Annotated in this window: 7 protein-coding genes; all 7 read right to left on the reverse strand. The window is 70.8% G+C overall.

Going from position 1 to position 18,794, the window contains the following annotated elements; translation table 11 throughout:
- On the reverse strand, positions 1-1,131 hold a 1,131-nt coding region (gltJ, locus tag F8M74_RS35075), incomplete at its 3' end, for an adventurous gliding motility protein GltJ (RefSeq protein WP_162295117.1).
- 134 nt (positions 1,132-1,265) lie between these two features.
- On the reverse strand, positions 1,266-13,547 hold the full coding sequence (locus tag F8M74_RS35080) for a tetratricopeptide repeat protein (protein WP_141258118.1): 12,282 nt from the start codon (positions 13,545-13,547) through the stop codon (positions 1,266-1,268).
- Between the two features lie 128 nt (positions 13,548-13,675).
- Entirely contained in the window at positions 13,676-15,370 is a 1,695-nt protein-coding gene (locus tag F8M74_RS35085) for a DEAD/DEAH box helicase (RefSeq protein ID WP_171410287.1), read from the reverse strand.
- Entirely contained in the window at positions 15,337-15,543 is a 207-nt protein-coding gene (locus F8M74_RS37585) for a hypothetical protein (protein WP_171410286.1), read from the reverse strand. The genes F8M74_RS35085 and F8M74_RS37585 overlap by 34 nt, the downstream gene beginning before the upstream one ends.
- A 25-nt stretch (positions 15,544-15,568) precedes the next feature.
- Positions 15,569-16,198: an adventurous gliding motility protein CglE gene (gene cglE, locus F8M74_RS35090; RefSeq protein WP_011554849.1), complete on the reverse strand. Its 630-nt coding sequence runs from the start codon at positions 16,196-16,198 to the stop codon at positions 15,569-15,571.
- Between the two features lie 106 nt (positions 16,199-16,304).
- Positions 16,305-18,227 (reverse strand): adventurous gliding motility protein GltG, encoded by a 1,923-nt coding sequence (gene gltG, locus F8M74_RS35095; RefSeq protein ID WP_141258116.1) that lies wholly within the window; start codon positions 18,225-18,227, stop codon positions 16,305-16,307.
- Positions 18,228-18,303: 76 nt separating this feature from the next.
- Positions 18,304-18,573, reverse strand: a complete 270-nt coding sequence (gene cglF, locus F8M74_RS35100; RefSeq protein WP_141258115.1) for an adventurous gliding motility protein CglF — start codon at positions 18,571-18,573, stop codon at positions 18,304-18,306.
- Positions 18,574-18,794: the final 221 nt, after the last annotated feature.

Here is an 18,794-nt window from a genome sequence, read left to right on the forward strand (position 1 = left end):
ACCCTGTCCCCCCCCCGGCGGCGGATAGGCGGCCGGGTAGCTCGGCTGCTGCGGGTACGGCGCGGGCATGGGCTGCGCATACTGCGGCCCGGGCTGATGCCCATACGGCATGGGCGCCGGCTGCGGATACTGCTGCATGGGCTGCTGCCCATACGGCATGGGCTGCGCCATCGGCACTTCCGCGCCCCGCAGGGACGGCGAGGACACCGGCTCCGGCGGCGGCATGGGCACGTCCAGCAGTCGCGACTGCGACACCGGCTCCCGGCCCAGCGCGGGCGCGGGCGTCGGAGGCGGCTTCGACAGCGCGTCGTTCTCTTCCTTCACCAGCGAGGCCAGCACGCTGGCCGCGGACGGCTTCCAGCCCACGGCTTCCTCGGAGGCGCCCGCAGGCCCGGAATCACCACGCGCCCCCTTGCCCGCGCTGAAGGCGGACTGCACGGGGCCTGAGGACACCGTGGGCGTCGAGCCGGACACCGGCTCGGGAGCGACGATGACGGGCTTGGAGGGCCGCGGCGCCAGCACCGACGCCAGCTCCGCCGTCTCCGACAACGGAATCCAATCACTGAAGCCCGAGCGCCAGCAGAGGCTGTCCGGGCCCACCTCGCCGCGGTCCCACAGGTCCTTGACCTTCTCGACATTGAAGGGGCCGACCTGCTTCTCGTCGATGGCCACGTACCACTCGTGCGCCGCCGCGTTGGCCTTGGCTTCTTCCTTGTCCGGTTCGGCCTCCGCTTCGGCCAGCTTGCGCACGTTCTCCGCGGACGCTTCGCGCGCGGCGGCTTCGTTCGCGGCCTCGGTGGGAATCTTCTGCGTGCCGGAACTCAGCACCTGGTCGAAGACGGCGCCAATCTCGTCCTCTTCCACATCGGTGAAGAGGCCGCCTTCGGGCGGCGTGCCCAGCGTCGCCGGCATCGTGGCGGCGGACGCGTCACTCCCCTTACCCACGTCAGTCGAGGCGGAAGCCTCAGAGGTCGAAGACTCAGACGCGGAGTCCTTCGCGGCCGTCGCGCCAGCGGGACGCACGGTGATGGTGTGGCCGCACTTCTTGCAACGAACCTTGACCCCTTTGGGGCCAATCTTGTCGTCGCTGATCATGTACTGCGCGCGGCAGCTGTCGCAGACGAAACGCATCGTTCCCGTAAGCCTCGGAAATGACGGGAGAAATCCCGCCTGAATCGTAGAAGTGGCAGCCGGAGGGGTCAAGGTTCGGAGCCAAGTCCGCCCGCCTGCCTTTTAACGTACGAACCCCACGCCGGGGTCTGTCCCTACCTGCGCACCTGTACCTCCACGTGCGTACCCACGGCGACGCGCAGCTCGTGCAGGTCCTCGGAGGTGGCGAACACCAACAGTTCCCGCAGCTTGTTACGCACCGGGACGCGGAAGGCGGAGCCCGTCTCGCCCTGCACCATGCGGCGCACCGGCTCCATTTCTCCCGCAGCGAGCAGACCCGCCCGCGCCGCGGTGAGCTCCGCGCCCTCCAGGTACTGCCGCACGGCCTGCGGCGTCGCGGTGGGCAACCACGCACGCGCCGCCTTCGCCAGCGCCGCGCGGTCCGGCTCGTTGAGGCTCCGCTCCAGCAGCCGACGCTCCGGCTCCACCAGGTGCTGCGCTTCCGCGATGCGCACGTTGCCCACGACGAGGCTCAGCGCCGCCTGGAGGATGGCCTCCAGCCGCTCGGGGGCCACGCGCTGGCTGAAGGCCAGCTCGGAGCGCGCCAGCGCCAGGGTGCGGCCCAGGAGGTAATAGACCTCCTTCTGGCCCTGCTCCGCGAAGTACTTGCCGCCCACGCGCAGCGAGGCCGGGTGCGTCTGGAGCAACTCCACGTTGATGAGCGGCTCGGGCGCCGGCTCGTTGGAGCGCTTCGCCATCCGCTCGCGCGTCGCCACGAGGAAGGGCGAGTACAGCTCCACCGCCTCCATGCCGAGCACGCGCGCCACGTACCGATAGTGGTGGACGTGGTACTCGGGCGCACTGGCCACGTCGATGCGGTGGCGCTTAGGCACCAGTTGGTATTGCTGGGACGGCACCGCGTACAGGTGCCCCACCTTCGCGAAAAGGAGGCCCAGCAGCTCCGCCAGCGGGCCGCGCGCCTTCGGGTGGAACAGGTGGTTGTGCCACAGCTGGTCGTTCAGCGGCCGCGGCTCCACCTTCTCCTTGTTCTTCGCGTAGGGCCCCAGCTTGGTGAGGATCTCCTGCTCGTCCTCCCCTGCCTCGCCCAGCAGGCCGGACACCGCCTGCGCGGCGAGCCAGGCGCCATCGTAGTTCTTGCGCAGCGCGGACAGACGCACCAACGCGCCCACCACCTTGCGCGGGTCCGTCGTGTTCGGCAGCGCGCGGCGGAGCGCGGCGATGGCCTCGTCCTCCCGGCCCGGCATCTGTCCGGCGAGGTCCGCGAAGGCCTCCTGCACCGCCGCGTCGTCGGGCAGGCCCTTGGCGGCCACGCCGTACGCGGCCACCGCGCCTTCCGGGTGCTTGAGCACCTGGAGGTACAGGTCGCCGAGCGCGCGCCACAGCGCCATGCGCGCCACGTGCGTCTCCGGCGTCTTGGGCAGCCGGCCCAGCATCTTCGTGTAGTTCTCCTCCAGCTGCTTCCACTGGCGCGCCGCGCCGAGCATCGCCTCCAGCGCGCTGAAGGCCTCCACGAAGCGCGGGTCCAGGTCCAGGGCGGCGTTGAAGGCCTCGGTGGCGCCCTCCACGTCCTTCAGGTCATCGCGGCGCAGCTCGCCCAGCGCGAACCAGACGCGCTTGGCCTTGTGCGGCTCCAGGCCCAGCGCGGGGAGCGCCAGCATGCGCGCCAGCACGTCCGCCGCCTTCTGGCCCTGACGCGTCTCGCGCAGCAGCACATAGAGCTGGTCCATCACCTCCGGCGCGTCCGGCTGGGACTTGAGCGCGTTGGTGAAGGCGTCAATGGCCATGTACGGGTCGTGCAGCTCGTCACGCGCGATGCGGCCCAGCTCCAGGCACACCTTCGCGCGGGCCTCGCCCTCCAGCACGCCCACCAACTGCTGCCGCAGCTCGGCGGACTTCTCGTACTGGCCCTGCTTCTCCAGGAGCGCCACCAACGCGCGCAGCGTCGGCTCGTGGCCCGGGTCGATGGCCAGCGCCTTCTCGAAGTGGTTCTGCGCGCGGTCCGTCTGGTTCAGCGCGGCGTGGATGTCGCCGAGCTGCCAGTACACCTCCACCACCTCCAGGTCCGTCAGCTCCTCGCGATGGTGGATGAGGATGGTCTGGAAGACCTTGAGCGCGCCTTCGTAGCGGCGCGTCTGCACCAGCAGGTTGCCGTAGCCCTCCAGCGCGGGCAGGTACGTCGCGTCCAGCTCGTAGGCCTTCTCGTAGCAGCCCAGCGCCTTGTCACGCTTGCCCAGCTTCTCCGCCACGTAGCCCAGGCGGTAGAGCTGACGGCAAAGGTCCGCGGCGGAGACGGAGTCCTTCTCCGCCATCGCCATCTCCGCCATCTTCCGCGTGACGATGTCCAGCATCCGCTCGCCGGAGGCCCAGTCCTCGTGCGCGATGTACACGTCCGACAGCGGGCGCGCGGCCTCCAGGCTGTCCGGGATGTGCTTCAGCGCTTCCTGCCAGTAGCCGGTGGCGGTGTCCCGGTCCTCGCGCGTCTCCGCGTGGTAGCGCGCGACGTCCAGCAGCGCGCGGCCCTTGGCGGCCGGGTCCTCGGTCTGCTCCGCCTCCTGACGCAGGGTCTGCTCGTAGCCGCTCCAGTCCTTCTCCTGCTCCTGGATGCCCTTGAGGGCACGGATGCTGGGCAGATGGCCGGGGTCCACCGCGAGGGCCTGCTGATAGGCGGTCCGGGCGCTGCCCGTGTCCATCAGCATGTCCTCGTTGATCTTGCCCAGGCGGTAGTACAGCTCCACCGCGTCCTTTGACTGCCCGGCGAGCTCCGCCTCCTTCGACAGCATCTCCAGCGCGAAGGGCCAGTTGCCGCTGCGCTCGTACATCGTGCCCAGCGCGTGCAACGCCGGACGGCACTCACCGTCCACCGCAAGCGCCGCGTGGTAGTTGTTCACCGCGCGGTCCAGCGCCTTGAGCTGCTGGTACTGGACGTTGCCGATGTCCACGTAGAGCTCGGCCTGCTCCTGCGGGCTGACGGCCAGCGCGAGTTGCCGCTCGTACGCCGCGATGAGGTCCTCCCACCGCGCCTGCGCCCGGCGCAGCCGGATGAGCGTCTTGATGGCCTGGACGTTCTGCGGATCGATGGCGAGCACGCTCTCCACGCAGACGTCCGCGTTCGCCGGGTTCTGGTACTTGTCCTCCCAGATGGTCGCGCTGCGGAAGAGGACGCGGATCTTCTCGCGCCAGTCCTCGCTCAGCTCCAGCATCCGCTCGTAGATGGCGAGCAGGTCCGCCGGGTGGTCCAACCGCGTGTGGAGCCGCTCCAGCGATTCCAGCGCCTCGCGGTTGACGGGGTCCAGCTCCAGCGCATGCCGGTACGCGGCCACCGCCGACTCGTCGTCGCCGATGTCACGCTCGTAGACGCCCGCCACCTCCACCTGGATGCGCGCGCGCTCCTCGATGCTGTCCGCCAGGTCCCGGGCCCGGAGCAGCGTGGACGCCACATCCGGCCACGACCGCTGACGACGGTACAGCGCGGTGAGCACGCCGAGCGTCTCCGCGTCGGGCTCAAGCTCCAACGCACGCAGCAGCGCGCTGGCGGACTCGACAGGATCCTCCAGCTGCTCGTCCCAGACGCGGGCAATCTCGCGGAGGATGCCCTTGCGCTGCTCAATGGAGCCGGCGGCCTCCAGCTTCTGCTCCAGCGCCACCACGTACTCACGCTGGCGGCCACGCCGCTGGAACACCGCGGCGAGCCCATCCAGCGCGGTGGCGTTGGTCGGGTCGAACTCAAGAATCTTCCGGAACGCCGCTTCCGCCGCCTGCGGGTCATCCAGGCGCGTGTCGTGGACACGCGCCAGCGTCGCATAGAGCCGCTCGGCCAGGGCGCCACGCGGCAGCTCGTCGGCGACCTCCTCATAGACGGCGGCCAGCTCCTCGTGGCTGCCCGTCTCGTCAGCCAGCCGCTCCACCTCCTCGCGCAGCGTGTCGTCCGACGCGTCCAACTGGAGCGCGCGGCACAGCGCCAGGAAGGCCACGTCCTTCTGTCCCAGCCGCGCTTCCTGCACCCGGGCCAGCTCGCGCAGCGCGGCCAGCTTCTCCTCGTCCGTGACGAGGTGGGGCATGTAGCGGTCCATCACCTGGGCGTACGCACGCCAGTCGTTGTGCGTCCGGTACAGGTCGCACGCGCGCTCGTAGGCGGTGCGGTTGGCGGGGTCCAGTTCGAGCACCTTCTCCAGCGCGCCCGAGGACAGCTCGGGCTTGCCGCCCTGCCCCACCCACAGGTCCGCCACCGCGAAGTAGGCGGCGACAGCCTGCTCACGCTCCTCCGTCAGGAGGTGCACCTGCACCTTCAACTCCAGCGCGCGCACCGCGTCGTTCCACGCACGCAGTGAGACGAAGAGCTCGTGCACGCGATCCAGCTCGGGAACCTGGTGTGGCTCCACTTCCAGCGCGCGTCGGGCGGCGTCCAGGGACTCCTCGCGGCGGCCCATTCCGGCCAGGACTTCCGCCAGGCGCAGACGCAGCGCCTTCACGCCGTCACTGCTCTCCTGAAGAGGAATCAGCCGGCGCAGCACGCCCACCAGCTCTTCACGCTGGCCCGTCTCGTCGTACAGCTCGCGCAGCGTGTCGAGCACGCCGCGGTGACGTGCATCCCGGTCCAGCGCGGCCTTGAAGTACGGCACGGCCTGTTCCGGCTGCTTCAGCAGGCGGTACACGACGCGGCCCAGGCGCTCATTGAGGCGCACGACCTCGCGGGGGTCCAGCGTCACCGCCAGCCGGCCCTCCAGCAGCTCACGCAGGTCCTGCGGCCGGTCGGCGCGCTCGTAGAGAGACTCCAGCGCGGAGAAAGCCTGCTCGTTGCGCGCGTTCTTCGCCAGCAGCTCGCGGTACAGCTCGATGGACCCGCCCAGGTCCGCCAGTCCTTCAGCGGAGACCTGCGCCATCTTCGCCAGCACGCGGTCGCGCTCGGCGCCCGACACCTTCTCCGCCTGGAGCTTCAGGATGCCGTAGAGCTTCTCCGACGCGCCCGCCGACTCGTAGATGCCCTCCAACAGCCGCGCCGACGCGAGGTGCTCCGGGTCCAACGCCAGGATGCCTTCGTAGGCACCCGCCGCGCGGTCCGGGCTGTCCAGCCGCTCCTGGTAGAGCTGGCCCAGGCGGAACAAATAGCCCACCCGGTCCGTGGGCTCCGTCACACCAGCGACCAGGGCCTCCAAGATGCCCGCCAGCTCCGGCCAGGCCTCCAACTGGAGGTACAGCCTGTCCAACGCCACCAGCGACGGCTCCTGCACCGTGGGGTGCAGCGTGCGCGCGCGCTCGTAGTAGGAGACGGCGCGGTCCGAGTCGCGCAGCTTCGTCTCCAGCATCTGCCCCAACCGGAGACAGACCTGCGCGGCATCCGCGGCCTCGGCCACGCGCGGCAGAGCCTCCTCGTACGCGGCCAGCAGCTCGTCATAGCTGGCGGACGCATCCGCCGCGTTCTCCAACCGCGCACGGACGGCGGCGTCGTTCGGGTCTTCCTTGAAGGCGCGGAAGAGGGCCAGGAAGGCCAGCTCCGACTCCTCCTGGGACTCCCGCAGCGTGGCCAGCTCGCCCAGGAGCGCCTTGCGCTCGAATGCGTCGCCCGACACGCCCACGCGCGTCTCGATGACCTGCGCCAGGCGCGTGATGTCGCCGCTGGCGCGAAGGGCGCGCAGCAACGTCTCCACCGCGAGCAGGTTCTGCGGCTCGCGGGCCACCAGCGCCTCCATGCGGCCCACCGCGCCCGCATGGTTGGCCTGCACGGACAGCACCTCGCCGTACAGCGCCAGCGCGCCTGTCCGGTCCAGCAGCCGCGACTCACGCACGATGGCCAGACGGAACTTCAGTTCCAGTCCCTCCTCCGTGGAAATCAGCGCGATGCGGCGAGCCAGTGCGTCCGCCAGCTCCGGCCAACGCTCCTGCTTCTGGCAGAGCGCCTCCATGCGCTCCAGCGTGGGCAGGTCGTCCGGCTTGAGTTCCAGCAGGCGCCGGAAGGTGGCCAGCGCGCCCAGCGCGTCATTGAGCTGCTCCTCCTGCAGCATGCCCATCTGGAAGAGCACCGTGGCGCGACGCGCCGGGTCCTCCGCCACCGCGAGCTGCCGGCGCAGCACCTCCAGCAGCTCCGTGGGCTTGCCCTGCGACGCCACCAGCCGCACCGTGCCATCCAGCGCTTCGGTGTCCGTGGGCCGCAGCTCCAGCACGCGCTTCCACGACACCAGCGCCTCGGAGGGCTCGCCCAGGTCCGTCTGGATGCGGGCCAGCGCGCGGTACAGCTCGGCGCGGGACGCATCCCCCGCCTTGCCCACCACCTCCGTCAGGATGGCGGCCAGTTCCTCGGGCGCCTCTGCCTTGTCCACCAGCGCGACGCACAACTCCAACGAGCGCAGGTCATCCGGCAGCTCGCGCAGCGCGCGCGTAGCGGCCAGGAAGCCCATCTCCGCGTTCTCCAGCGAGCCGGCGTAGATTTCCGCGATGCGACGCAGCAGCGCGGCGCGCTCCTGCGGCACGGCCTCCGCCGAGGCACGGGACTCCAGCATCTCCACCTGCTTCAGGTGGTTGCCCACCGAGGCGAAGACGGGCTCCAGCGCGCTGGCAGCGGCGCCACGCAGCGGGCTCTCCGAGCGCGCCATCTCCTCCAGCGCGCCCACCGCACCGGCATGTCCCGCCCGGCGCGCCAGCACGGACTGATACAGCTCCAGTGCGCCGCGCGGGTCGTCCAGGCGCGACACCTTCAGCCGGCCCAAGCGCACTCGCAGGTCGGACGCCTCTTCCTGGGCGCCGCGCTCGTCCGCGAGTTGGATTTCCCGCTCGATGTGCTGCGCCAACTCTGGCCAGCGCTCCATCTCCGCGAGCACCCGCCCCAGCAGCTTCAGCGCGTTGGCGTTCTCCGGCCGCAGGCCGAGGATTTCCCGGTACGACTGCGCCGCCAGCGACTTGTCCGCCAGCGTCTCCTCAGCCAGGTGCGCCAGCTCGAAGAGCAGGTTCACCTGCGAGGACGCGTTCGCCTCGGCCGCCACCTGACGGCGCATGACGAGCGCCAGCTCGCGGTGCGCGCCTGTGCGGCGGTGGACCCGGGCGATGGCGTCCAACACCGACTTGTTCTTCGGGTCCCTGCGCGACATCTCCTCCATCGCACGGACGGCCAGGTCATAACGCTTGAGGCGGTTGTCGTAGATGCCCGCCAGGCGCCGCCACAAGTCACCGGCGAGCGGATCCTGCGCGCCGCTCTCCAGTTGGTCTTCGTAGGCCGCCGCCACCTCCTCGAACGCACCGGAGTCGGCCGCGAGCCGCTCCAGCTCGTCACGCACCGTGGCTTCCTGCGGCGCCTCGTTGAAGGCACGCAGGCGTGCGACGAAGGCGAGCGACGTCTGCCCCAGCGCCTCGCGTAGGGTGGCGATCTCCTGGATGTGTTCCAGCCGCCGCTCGGGCGCCACGCCCGGCAGCAGCACCTCGAGCACGTCCACCAGCTTCCGGGTGTCGTTGACGCCACGGTAGACAGGCTCCAGCAGGCGCGCCGCTTCGGAGCGAGGCGCCTCGTGCGCCATCAGCCGCTCCAGGCCCGCCACCACCTGTCCGTCTCCGGGAGCCAGCTCCAGCAGACGCCGGTACACCGGCAGCGACTCCGCCGGCCCCACTTCCTTCTCCAGGAGTTGGGCGCGCTTCAGCAGCCAGTTGCGCCGTGCGCCTTCATCCGCGGCGCCATCCGCGAGCTGGTCCAGCACGTCCGCCTGCTCCACGAAGCGCCGAGACTTCGCGTAGAGCTTCTCCAGCGCGAGCAGGCCCTCGGGCACCTTCCGGAGCGCCAGCGCGGAGCGATACGTCTCGATGGCCTTCGCGTCTTCACCCGCGTTCGCGTACGCCTCGCCCGCCTTGAGGAGCAGCCCCACGCGCTCCTCCGGATCGGTGGCGAGCTGCGCCTGACGCGTGTAGACCTCGGACAGGCTTTTGGCGTTCTGCCCCTTCTCGTACAGGCGGGAGAGGGCCTCCAGCGCCTGCCGGTCCTGGGGCGCGTCCGCCAGCAGGCTCTTCCACAGCCGCGCGGCCTCTTCGGGCTGGTCCAGCGACTCGCGCAGCTCCGCCGAGCGCCGCAGCAACTCCAGCGCCGCGGGGTCTCCCGCGTTCAGCTCCGTCGCCGCCGTCTCGTAGATTTCGGCCAGCACCTCGTGCGAGCCCGTCTCGCGCGCCAGCCGCTCCAGGTCCGGCTGCACGCCTTCCCGGTCCAGCCCCTGCGCGAAGGACTTCACCGCGGACATGAACGCCAGCGAAGGCTGGAGCATGTCGCGCTCGTAGATGCGGCGAACCTCTCCCGAGAGGAGGATCTTCTCCACGGTGAGCGCGGAAGTCATCCGCGCTTCACGCAGCGCCACACGGCGGGCGTGGTCGCCCACCTGCACCAGCACCGGATCGAGCACATCCAGCGCTGCGCCGCTCGCGGGCACCGCTGCCTTCACCCAGGCCTCGAGCGCCGCGCGCGCACCTGGATGGCCCGAGTCCTCGGCCAGGATCTTCCGGTAGAGGCCCAGCGCCGCGTTCGGGTCATCCAGGACCGTGCGCTGGAGTTCCGCCAGACGGAAGGAGACTTCGCGCCCCTGCGGGCTCTGTCCTTCCTGGTTGCGGCGCAGCGCCAGCGCCCAGGCCAGGTCGGAGTGACGGCCACTCTCGGTGTAGAGCCGGTCCAGGGTCGCCGCGGCTTCACGGCTCGCCGGGTCGCGCTCCGCGATGACACGCCAGGCGTCCGCGGCGCTCTCCTTGTCCATCAACTTCGTCTCGTGCAGCAGCGCCGCCTCGCGCAAGAAGGCCAACTGCTCTGCGGGCTCCGGTGATGCCGCGGCCAGCTTCTCCAGCACCTCGGCGAGCGCCGCCCATTCCTCCCCCGCGCGATGCAACCGCTGAAGGGCGCGCAGGCAGTCCAGGTTGCCCGGCTCGATGGCCAGCAGGTCGCGCAGCGCCTTCACCGCGCCGGCCTTGTCGTCCAGCTTCTTCTCCTGCACCTCGGCCAGCTCGCGCAGCAGCGCCATTCGCGCGGAGCCGACGTCCCCTTCCTCCGCCAGCTCCGCGATGATCTCCGCGTAGCTGTCCAGCGAGTCCGCGTCCTCCGCCGCCTGCCGCGCCGACGAGCGCAGCCCCGCGTCACCGGGCGCCAGACGCAGTGCGCGCGCCAGCGCCGCGAAGGCCAGCTCCGGCTGCCGCAGGTGCGTCAGGTGCACCTGCGCCGCGTGTCGCAGCGCCTGCACTCGCGCGGCGTCGTCCTTCGCCACTTCCGCCAGAACATCCAACGTGGCCACCAGCTTGCGGTGGTCCTTGGTGCGCTCGAAGGCAGGCACCAGCACACGCGCAGCGGCCTCGCGCGCCGGGCCCGAGGCGAGCATGGCCTCCAGCGCCGCCAGCGCATCCGGGTCCGTGGGGCGCTGGAGCAGGATGTCCGCGAAGCTCTGCACCGCCTCTGCGCTGCCGTCCTGCGACTCCTGCAGCAGGTGCGCACGACGCAGCTTCAGCCGCGCCACTTTGTCCGCGTCACCCGCGGACTCGGCCAGCGCAATCATCCGCGCCAGCGTGTCTCCCAGCTCGCGCGTCCGGCCCGCCTTCTCGTACAGCTCCGCCAGGCGCGGCAGATGCCGGCCTTCCTCGGCGCCGTGCGAAAGCGCGGACTGCAGCGCCTCGGCCGCCTGCGCATCGCGTCCCAGCTCCGTGTTGAGGTCCACCAGCTGAAGAAGCAGCTCCAGCCGCTCCTGCCCACGCGCGCCCTGGATGCGCTTGCGCAGCAGTCCTTCCGCATCCGCGGACCGGCCCGCGCGTCCATACAGACGCACCAGCCGCTGCAGCACCGCGTTCGACTCGGGCGCACGGGTCACCGCCGCTTCCAGCGCCGCGATGGCCTCCGCGGCGAGCGCGCCCTCTTCCGCCAGGCTCGCGGCCTCGAGCAGCAGCGGCACAGCCACCACGGGGTCCTCGGACTCGGAGGCCAGCGTGCGCAGCACACGCCCCAGCTCCGCGTGCGCGGACAAGTCCCTGGCCAGCCTCAGCGCCTCCGCACGGGAGCCCTCGTCCTTCGCGTCCTCGCGCAGCGCGCGCACCTGGACGTCGAAGGCCGCGCGGCTGTCCGCGAGCTGCTTCTCATGAATGCTGGCCAGCAACGAGAAGAGGCGCTTGCGGGCCATGGGCTCCGTCGTCACCTCCAGCTGCTGCTGGAGCGCCGCCACCTGCCGCTGGTGGTCGCCGCTGCGTCCGTAGTGCGCCGCCAGCGCCTCCGTCACCTCCGCCGTGCGAATGCCCGCCGCCGCCAGCCGCTCCAGTCCGCCCACCACCACGCCGGTGGAGACGTTCTCGGAGAGCAGGCCGAGGAACAGGTCCGTCGCGTCCTCCTGACGCCCCAACCGCTCGGCGTATAGCTTCGCCTGGCGCGCCGTCCACTCGTTGCGCTCCAGCTGCGTCTCCGCCAGGCCCGCCAACCGCCCCGCGAGCGCCGCCGCCTCGTCGAACTTCGACAGGGCCACGCACAGCGCCTGCAGTCGCTGCACGCCCGCCGCCTCCTCTGGCGCGAGCTGCACCAACTGGCGCGCCAATGGCTCCAGCTCCTCGGGCGCCGCGCCGGCCGCCTCGCGCCGGGACACGTCCGCCTCCAGACGCGCCTTCGGGTCGTCCGCGAGCGCCGCGGCCGCCTGCAGCGACTTCACCGCCTCCGCGGCGGCCGCGTCACCCGGCGCACGCGCCAGCACTTCCCGCCATGCGGCCTCCGCGCGCGACGGGTCCGCCAGGGGGCCCTGGAGCAACTGGGCCAGCTGCCGCCAGATCGTGGCCGCCACCTCCGCCACCGGCGCCGCTTCCGCCGCGCGTTGCAGCGCCAGCGCCAGCGCGGGCTGCGCCTGGGCCTTCTCCGCGTGCTCCACCACCGTGCCCAACAGCAGCGGACGGCCCGGCTCCAGCTCCAGGGCGCGCGACAGCACCTCGAAGGCCCCGCGCGCGTCGTCCTTCTCCTCGAACATCAGCGCGAGCGCTTCGCAGAAGGCCACCCGCTCCGGGCGCGGACGCGGCGCCAGCAGGGCCAGGTCCAGCAGCGGCACCACGGCTTCCAGCTCGTCGTCTTCGGCCAACAGCCGCGCCAGTTGGAAGGCAGCCAACGCCTGCGTGGGGTCCAGCTTCAGCGCCGCTTCCAGGTGCTCACGCGCGGCGTCCGCGTCCTTGATCTGCGTCAGGAACAGGTCCGCCAGCCGCAGCCGCATGCCCGCCTGGGTGGAGCGGTCCTTCACGGTGCCCAGGTAGCGCTCCAGCACCGCGACGGCTTCCGGAGCCCGGCCCTTCTCCAGGAGCTGCTCGGCCGTCAGGCTGGCCGCGTCCGCACGGGACGGGTCCGCCGCCACAGCCTTCTCGAAGGCCGCCAGCGCGCCGTCCGCGTCGTTCATCCGGCCAAGGCGCAGCGTGCCCACGCGCAGCCACAGGTCCACCTGCGCGTTGCGGTCCTTCACCTCGCCCGCCATCGCCTCGATCTGCTCGATCGCCGGCGCGAAATCACCGCCCGAGCGCAGCGTCAGCTTCTCGATGAGCGACAGGCCTTCGGGCATGCCCGGCCACAGCAGGAAGCAGCGGTCCAGCGCCTCCTTCACCTTCGCCGCCGCGCCCGGGTCGTACCAGGCGAAGAGCTTCGCCACGAGCAGCGACAGTCGCGCCGCGCTCTTCCGGTCGCGCTCCTCCAGCGACATGCTGCGCAGCATCCGCACGCGGTCACGCCACGTCTGCTCGAAGCGCTGCAACGCGCGCGCGGCCTTCTCCAGCCGCGCGTTCTGCGGCTCCAACGCCTGGGCGACATCCACCACCCGCTGCGCCAGTTCATGCTCGGTCGGGTCGTCCACCAGCCGCTCGGCGAGCGCGGCGTACTCCTCCGCCATGCCCGCGTCCCCCAGCGCCGCGCGCTCGCGCTCCAAGGCCTCGAAGGCCGGCTGGAAGCGCTCTTCCGACAACAGCAACTGACGCACGCGCCGGAAGGTGGCGCGGTCCGGCTTCGCGCGCGCCGCACGCTGCAGGCACAGCACCGCGCGGTCGCGCCGGAACAACTTCTGCTCGTAGACGTCGGCCGCCTTCAGGTAGTGGCCCGCGCACTCCTCGCCCTGCGTGACGCCGCCCAGCCGCTCCAGGACGTCCGCCAGCGCGGCGCCATCCTGCCTCGACTCGTGCAGCCGCTTCAGGCCTCGGAGCGCGGGGAGCGGATCCTTCGCCACCAGCAACGCGCGCTTGAGCAGTTCCTCCGCGCGCTGCGTGTTGCGCTGCCGATCATGCGCGAGCTCCGCGGCGCGGCACAGCAGGCGCACCGCTTCATCGGAGACGACATCGCGCGAGCGCCCCTCGTAGAGGCGAATCAATTCCTCGACACGGCCGGCCTTGTCGAGTGCCGCTTCGGTTTCGACGAAGGTGCGGTCATCGGACACGCGCAGCGTGGGACGCGACGAGGGCGTGGGCTGTTGCATGGAGGGGCGGGCCTTGGAATGGAAAGAAAAAGCAGCGAGGGCGCCAGAGACCGGAACTCTACCGGTCGCCAGCGCCCCCGAGCAATCCTGCAAAACCCGCCAAACGGCGGGAATCATTGGCCTTCTTGCTACCCGGCCGAGGGAGCATCAGGCGGCGTCTCGCCACCTTCGCCACCCTCGCTTCCGTCCGCCGCATCCGCCGCGGGGGCCTGGGCAGGTGCGGTCGTCTCCGGAAGCGCCTTCGCACGCTCCACACCCGCGCTGTCGTTCAGCTGAGTGTAGAGGGCAATGGCCTTGTCACGCTGCTGCAGCTCCTCCGCGAGCTGAGCGGCGCGAGGCAGATTGCCAAGCTTCTCGTGGAGCGGGAGCGCCTTGTCCTTGCGGCCAGCGCCCTCCCACGCCTCGGCGGCGGCGGCGATGTCACCCAGCAGCTCCAGCCACCGGGCGCGGCCGGCCGGCTTCTGCTCCTGCTCGGCCCGGGCCAGCTCCTTCTGCGCCAGCTCCTTCGCCTCGTCGTCCAGCTTCAGACGCTGCATGAAGTGGAAGGCCTTGGGCGGAGGCAGCGGGCTGAGGACCTCCACCGCCTCGCGGCGCTGGCCCACGCCCGCCAGCAGGGTGGCGGCACCGAGCCGGTCACCCCGCTCCACCAGGCTCTTCACCTCGAGCCCACGGATGCGGTTGGCACTGGCGATGTCCCGGGCGCGCTCGTACGACTTGCGCGCCAGGGTGAGCTTCCCGGAACGCTCGTAGGCGAGCGCCGCCTGGTCGAACTGACGGGCGCGCTCATAGAGGCGGGCCACGTTCTCGAAGTCACCCTTGCCGACGAAGTGCTCCATGAGGAGCTCGTAGGCGCCGGCCTTCTCCAGCGTGGGCGCGAGCTGATCCGGCGGCAGCGTCCCCACCAGACGGCGGGCCGTGTCGTTGTCACTCCCGGCCAAGGCGTTTCGCAGGGCGCTCTTGAGGTCGCCACCCGCCTCGAAGAGGCGAGCCGCCTCCGCGAAGGAGTTGTTGCGCTCGTGCAGCCGGCCCGCGTCGCGGGTACGGCCCATGGTCTCGAGCTGCTTCGCCTGCTCGTCCCAGGTGCCCGTCAGCTCCGGCAGCGGACGCTCGCCACGCTCCGAGCGCTCGCCACGCTCACCCCGGGCAGGACGCTCGCGGCGCTCCGGACGCTCCCGGCGCTCACCCGAAGCGGCACGCTCACCGCGCTCGGGCCGAGGGCCACGCTCACGGCGCTCCCCACGCTCGGGACGCTCACCCCGCTCACGGCGCTCCTCAGAGCGAGGCGCCGCGACGGGCTCCTCGGCCTCGGGACCGGGCTGACGGCCGCTGGCCGCGAAGGCCGCCTCCGCGCGCTCGGCATCACCCGCGGCACGCCAGGCCTGACCGACGAGGAAGATGACGTCCGTCCACGCATCGAACTTCTCCCGCGCCTGGTCCACGGCGGGAGCAGCGGCCTCGGCGGGCGCGGCGGCCTCACCCTCGGCGGTGGCAGGTGCCTCGGCGGGCGCCCCACCCTCGGCGAGAGCCTCACCCTCGGCGGGCGCGGCAGCCTCCACGGGAGCCGGCGCCTCGGAGGGAGCAGCGGCCTCCGCGGCGGCGGGCGCCTCGGGAGCAGCCGGCTTCGGCTGACGCTGCACGCGCAGCAGCGTGGTAATGAGGCGGCCACGCGTATTCAGGTCCAGATCGTCCAGCGACTTCAGCCGCATGGGCCGAAGCGAGCGGACAATGGCCTGCAGCGGCGCCTTCTCCGCCCCGAAATCCGTCTTGGAGAGCGCCTTCTCCAGGATGCTCAGCTCGGAGATGACGCGCTGGCCAGGGCCCACGGGGCCCTCTTCGCGATCGCGCCCGCGTCCACGGCCATCTCCACGCCCACGGCCGTCACCGCGTCCGGGCCCGCCACGGCCACCAAAACCACCCGGTCCGTCACGGCGAGGACCTTGGCCCGGTGCACCCCCGTCACGACCACGCCCACCCGGGCGCGGCCCACCGCTTCCATTCTCCTGAGGCACGTCTTTCTCCCGCTAGAACGCGTAGCGAATGTTCGGCGCCACCGCGAACCCGAACGAGCCCCCGGAGACGAGGTACTGCCCCGTCACCTCGAGCCCTACGGAAAAGTGGCGCAGCCGTGTGTAGTACTCCACTCCGGGCCCGGCAAACACAAGAATGTCGGAATCGGGGAGGAGCCGCTGCGGCGAGAACATCGCATAGCCAGCACCTGCACGGAGATAGAACCAGGTGCGCTTCACTTCCTGACTGTCAGCGAACCCCACCAGGCGAGCACGCAACACCGCGCCGGGGATCAGGGTGGAGAAGTCACCCGACACCGCGCCGCCGGAGTTGCCCACGTACTGAGCGCCCGTCCGCACGCTCGATCCCATGAGGAACAGGCCGACGGACACGTGCTCGCCCAGGTCCACGCCTACCTCCACCTGCGCCATGGGCCCGGAGGAGAACGGACGCGGCGTGCCTTCGGCCGCCGGCGGGTTGGTGATGAACAGGGGCCCACCGAGCACCGCGAAGTAGATGCCTCGCTCGATTTCATCGAACGTGACAGCCGGGCGGTCGCCTTGGGCAGTGGTGGGCTGCTGGGCGCTCGCGACCGTGGGGAGAACGAACGAGGCGCACAGGGCAAGTGAGGCGAGGGCTTTCATGCGGTCCTGACGTTGGCCCGGCCCCCTCGGGGGAGTGGGAGCCGGGGAAAGGCGCGGTGGGCAGACCTGCGTCAGGCCTGCCCACCCGGAGAAAGGCCACCCGGCGCTATTCGCCGGACTGCTTGAAGATGAACGGATACGTGACGACCACCACGCCGCCGCCCTTCGGCTCGGGGAACTTCCAGGTGCGAACGCGTCCGGCCACGCATGTCTCCAGCTCCGCGTTGGCCGCCGTGGACTGCGCCACCGACGACGAGGCGACCGAGCCATTCCCCGCGATGACGAACTTCACCGCCACCTTGCCGCCCAGCTTCGGGAAGCGGTTGAGGAGGCTCTCGAAGCAATAGCGGATCTGTCCGCGGTTGCGATGAATGACCTGGCGGATGAGCTCCTTGTCCAGCGAGCCCATGACCTCCGGGTCGGACGAGGTGATGCCCACGTCGACGCTCTGCTTGCCGCCCAGCACGCCCACGCCGCTGCCGTAGGTGCCGGTGCCGCCGCCACGGCCCTTGGTGCCAATGCCGCCAATGCCGATGGTGTCACCCGTGCCGCCGCCGCCGCCGCTCGTGCCGCGCAGCCCCATGCCGCCGAAGCCGCCGGAGTTGCCCGCCTTGGCGCCGAACATGTTGCCCATGGCGCTCTTCAGGTCGCCGCCCAGGCCGCTCTTGCCAAACACCGTGGAGATGCCGCCCTTGCCGCCGCCGAAGATCTTCGCCGTCAGCGCGCGCGCCTCGTCCTTCTTGTTCGGGTCGCCCTTGGGCGCGGTGCGATTGTTGGTCTTGGGCGCCTCCTTCTTGCCCATCTGACCTTCGTCGCCGCGGTTCTTCGCCGCCATCTCCCCGCTCTTCTTCTGCTCCTTTTGCTGGTTGAGGCGCTCGAGGAACTTGTTCTTCTGCGCCTCCGGCGGCTTGATGATGAGCTTGGCGATACGGGCGTTGTCCGCCGACAGCTCGTCCGCGTATTCGTCCCCCGCGACGGTGCGGTTCATCGCGGTGATGACGAACGCCGTCGCGATGAAGAACAGCACCAGGAAGATGTTGAGCGCGGTGTAGTCCATGGACTCGCCCAGCGGCACCACGACGCGCTTGGGCACGGGCTGGAAGGCCACCTCGAGCGTCACGCCGCCCAGGTCCACCCAGATGAAGTCCTCCGCGTCCAGCGTGAGCGAGTACGCGTCGCCCTCATGCGAGGCCTTGCCGGACTCGATGACGGCCTTCAGGTCCAGCGTCTCGCCCTTGCGGGTGAGCTCGCCCTTCATCTTCGCGGTGAAGCGAACGGTGAAGGACTGGCCATCCGAACGAACCGCGTCGAACTTCGGGGCGCCCAGGCGGGCGTCACCCATGACGAAGTCCACGCCCGCGGCGCTGCCGACGACGAAGGCCCGCTTCACGCCGGGAGCCATGAAGAACTCGCCCACGCGCTGGTCACCCCACGCGAAGCGCAGGCCCACGCCCAACGGACCGTTGGACTTCGTGCGGCGAACCGTCCGCACGCGCGGCGCGGCTTCCTCCGGCGCTGCCACGACAGGGGCCGGCGCGGGCGCGGCGGGAGCGGCCACCGGGTTCTGCTGGGTGGCGGCGAAGGACGGGTCGATGGCACCCGCGGCCGGAGCGGCCACCGCGGCCTGCGCCAGGCCCTCGGCCGGCGCCGGCGCGGCGATGACCGGATTCTTCTCCGTCACCACCTCCGAGCTGACCGCCGCGGCCGCCAGGTTCACCGTGGCCACCGCGGCCGGGTTCTCCAGACGGATGGTGGTGCCACCCACGCGGATTTCATCACCGAAGGACAGGAGCCCCTTGGTGACGCGCTTGCCGTTGACGTACGTGCCCTCGACGCTGCCCATGTCGATGATGGACATGGCGCCGTCGCTGGCGACCTCGATGACGGAGTGGATGCGGCTGACCTTCTCGTCCTCCAGGCACAGGTGCGCCGAGGAGAGACGGCCAATCTTGATGATGTCGCGCTCGTAGTCCTTGGAGGCGACCAGCGAGTCGCCCTTGAAGACCTTGAGTGTCAGAGGAACGGCCATGGGGGCTCCAACGTAAAGTGGGTACGGCGTCAGACAACGCGCGCGGCGGTGGGTTCCCGCCGCGTTGTGGCGCTGGCTACAGCTCGCCCACGGACTGCATCACCTTGTCCTCGAAGTCCTCGCGGATGCGGATGAGGTTCGAGTGCTTCACCCGCTCACGCGCATCGATGTACTCGCCATCCGGCTTCGTGAGGTCGCCCTCGATGGTGTCGTCCTCGAAGTCGATGTTGGTCGTCTTGGAGTAGCGCACATTGCCCTCCCCTGAACCACCCGGGTTGGAGCCCTCGTCCTGGGCCAGGGCGGGCGTCACCGCGAGCACCGCACACAGCATCAACGCCTTCCGCATCACTGCCTCCCGGAAGGGACCCGAAGGCCCCTTCGCACACCGAATCCCCGGATGAGGGGGAAACACAAGGTTCGCATCATCCCCCGCGCCCCCGCCACAGCGAAGGCACTCGGGGGCGTCCCAACTTTCACAGCAGGTCGTCTTCCGGCTCCCCGGGTTCCGCCGGGCCTGCATTCTTCTGGTCGGAGTTTCCGTTCGCGGGGGCGGGGGCGGGCGCTGGC

Origin of the sequence: Myxococcus sp. CA023 (genome assembly GCF_010998615.1) — a bacterium.
Taxonomy (GTDB): Bacteria; Myxococcota; Myxococcia; order Myxococcales; family Myxococcaceae; genus Myxococcus.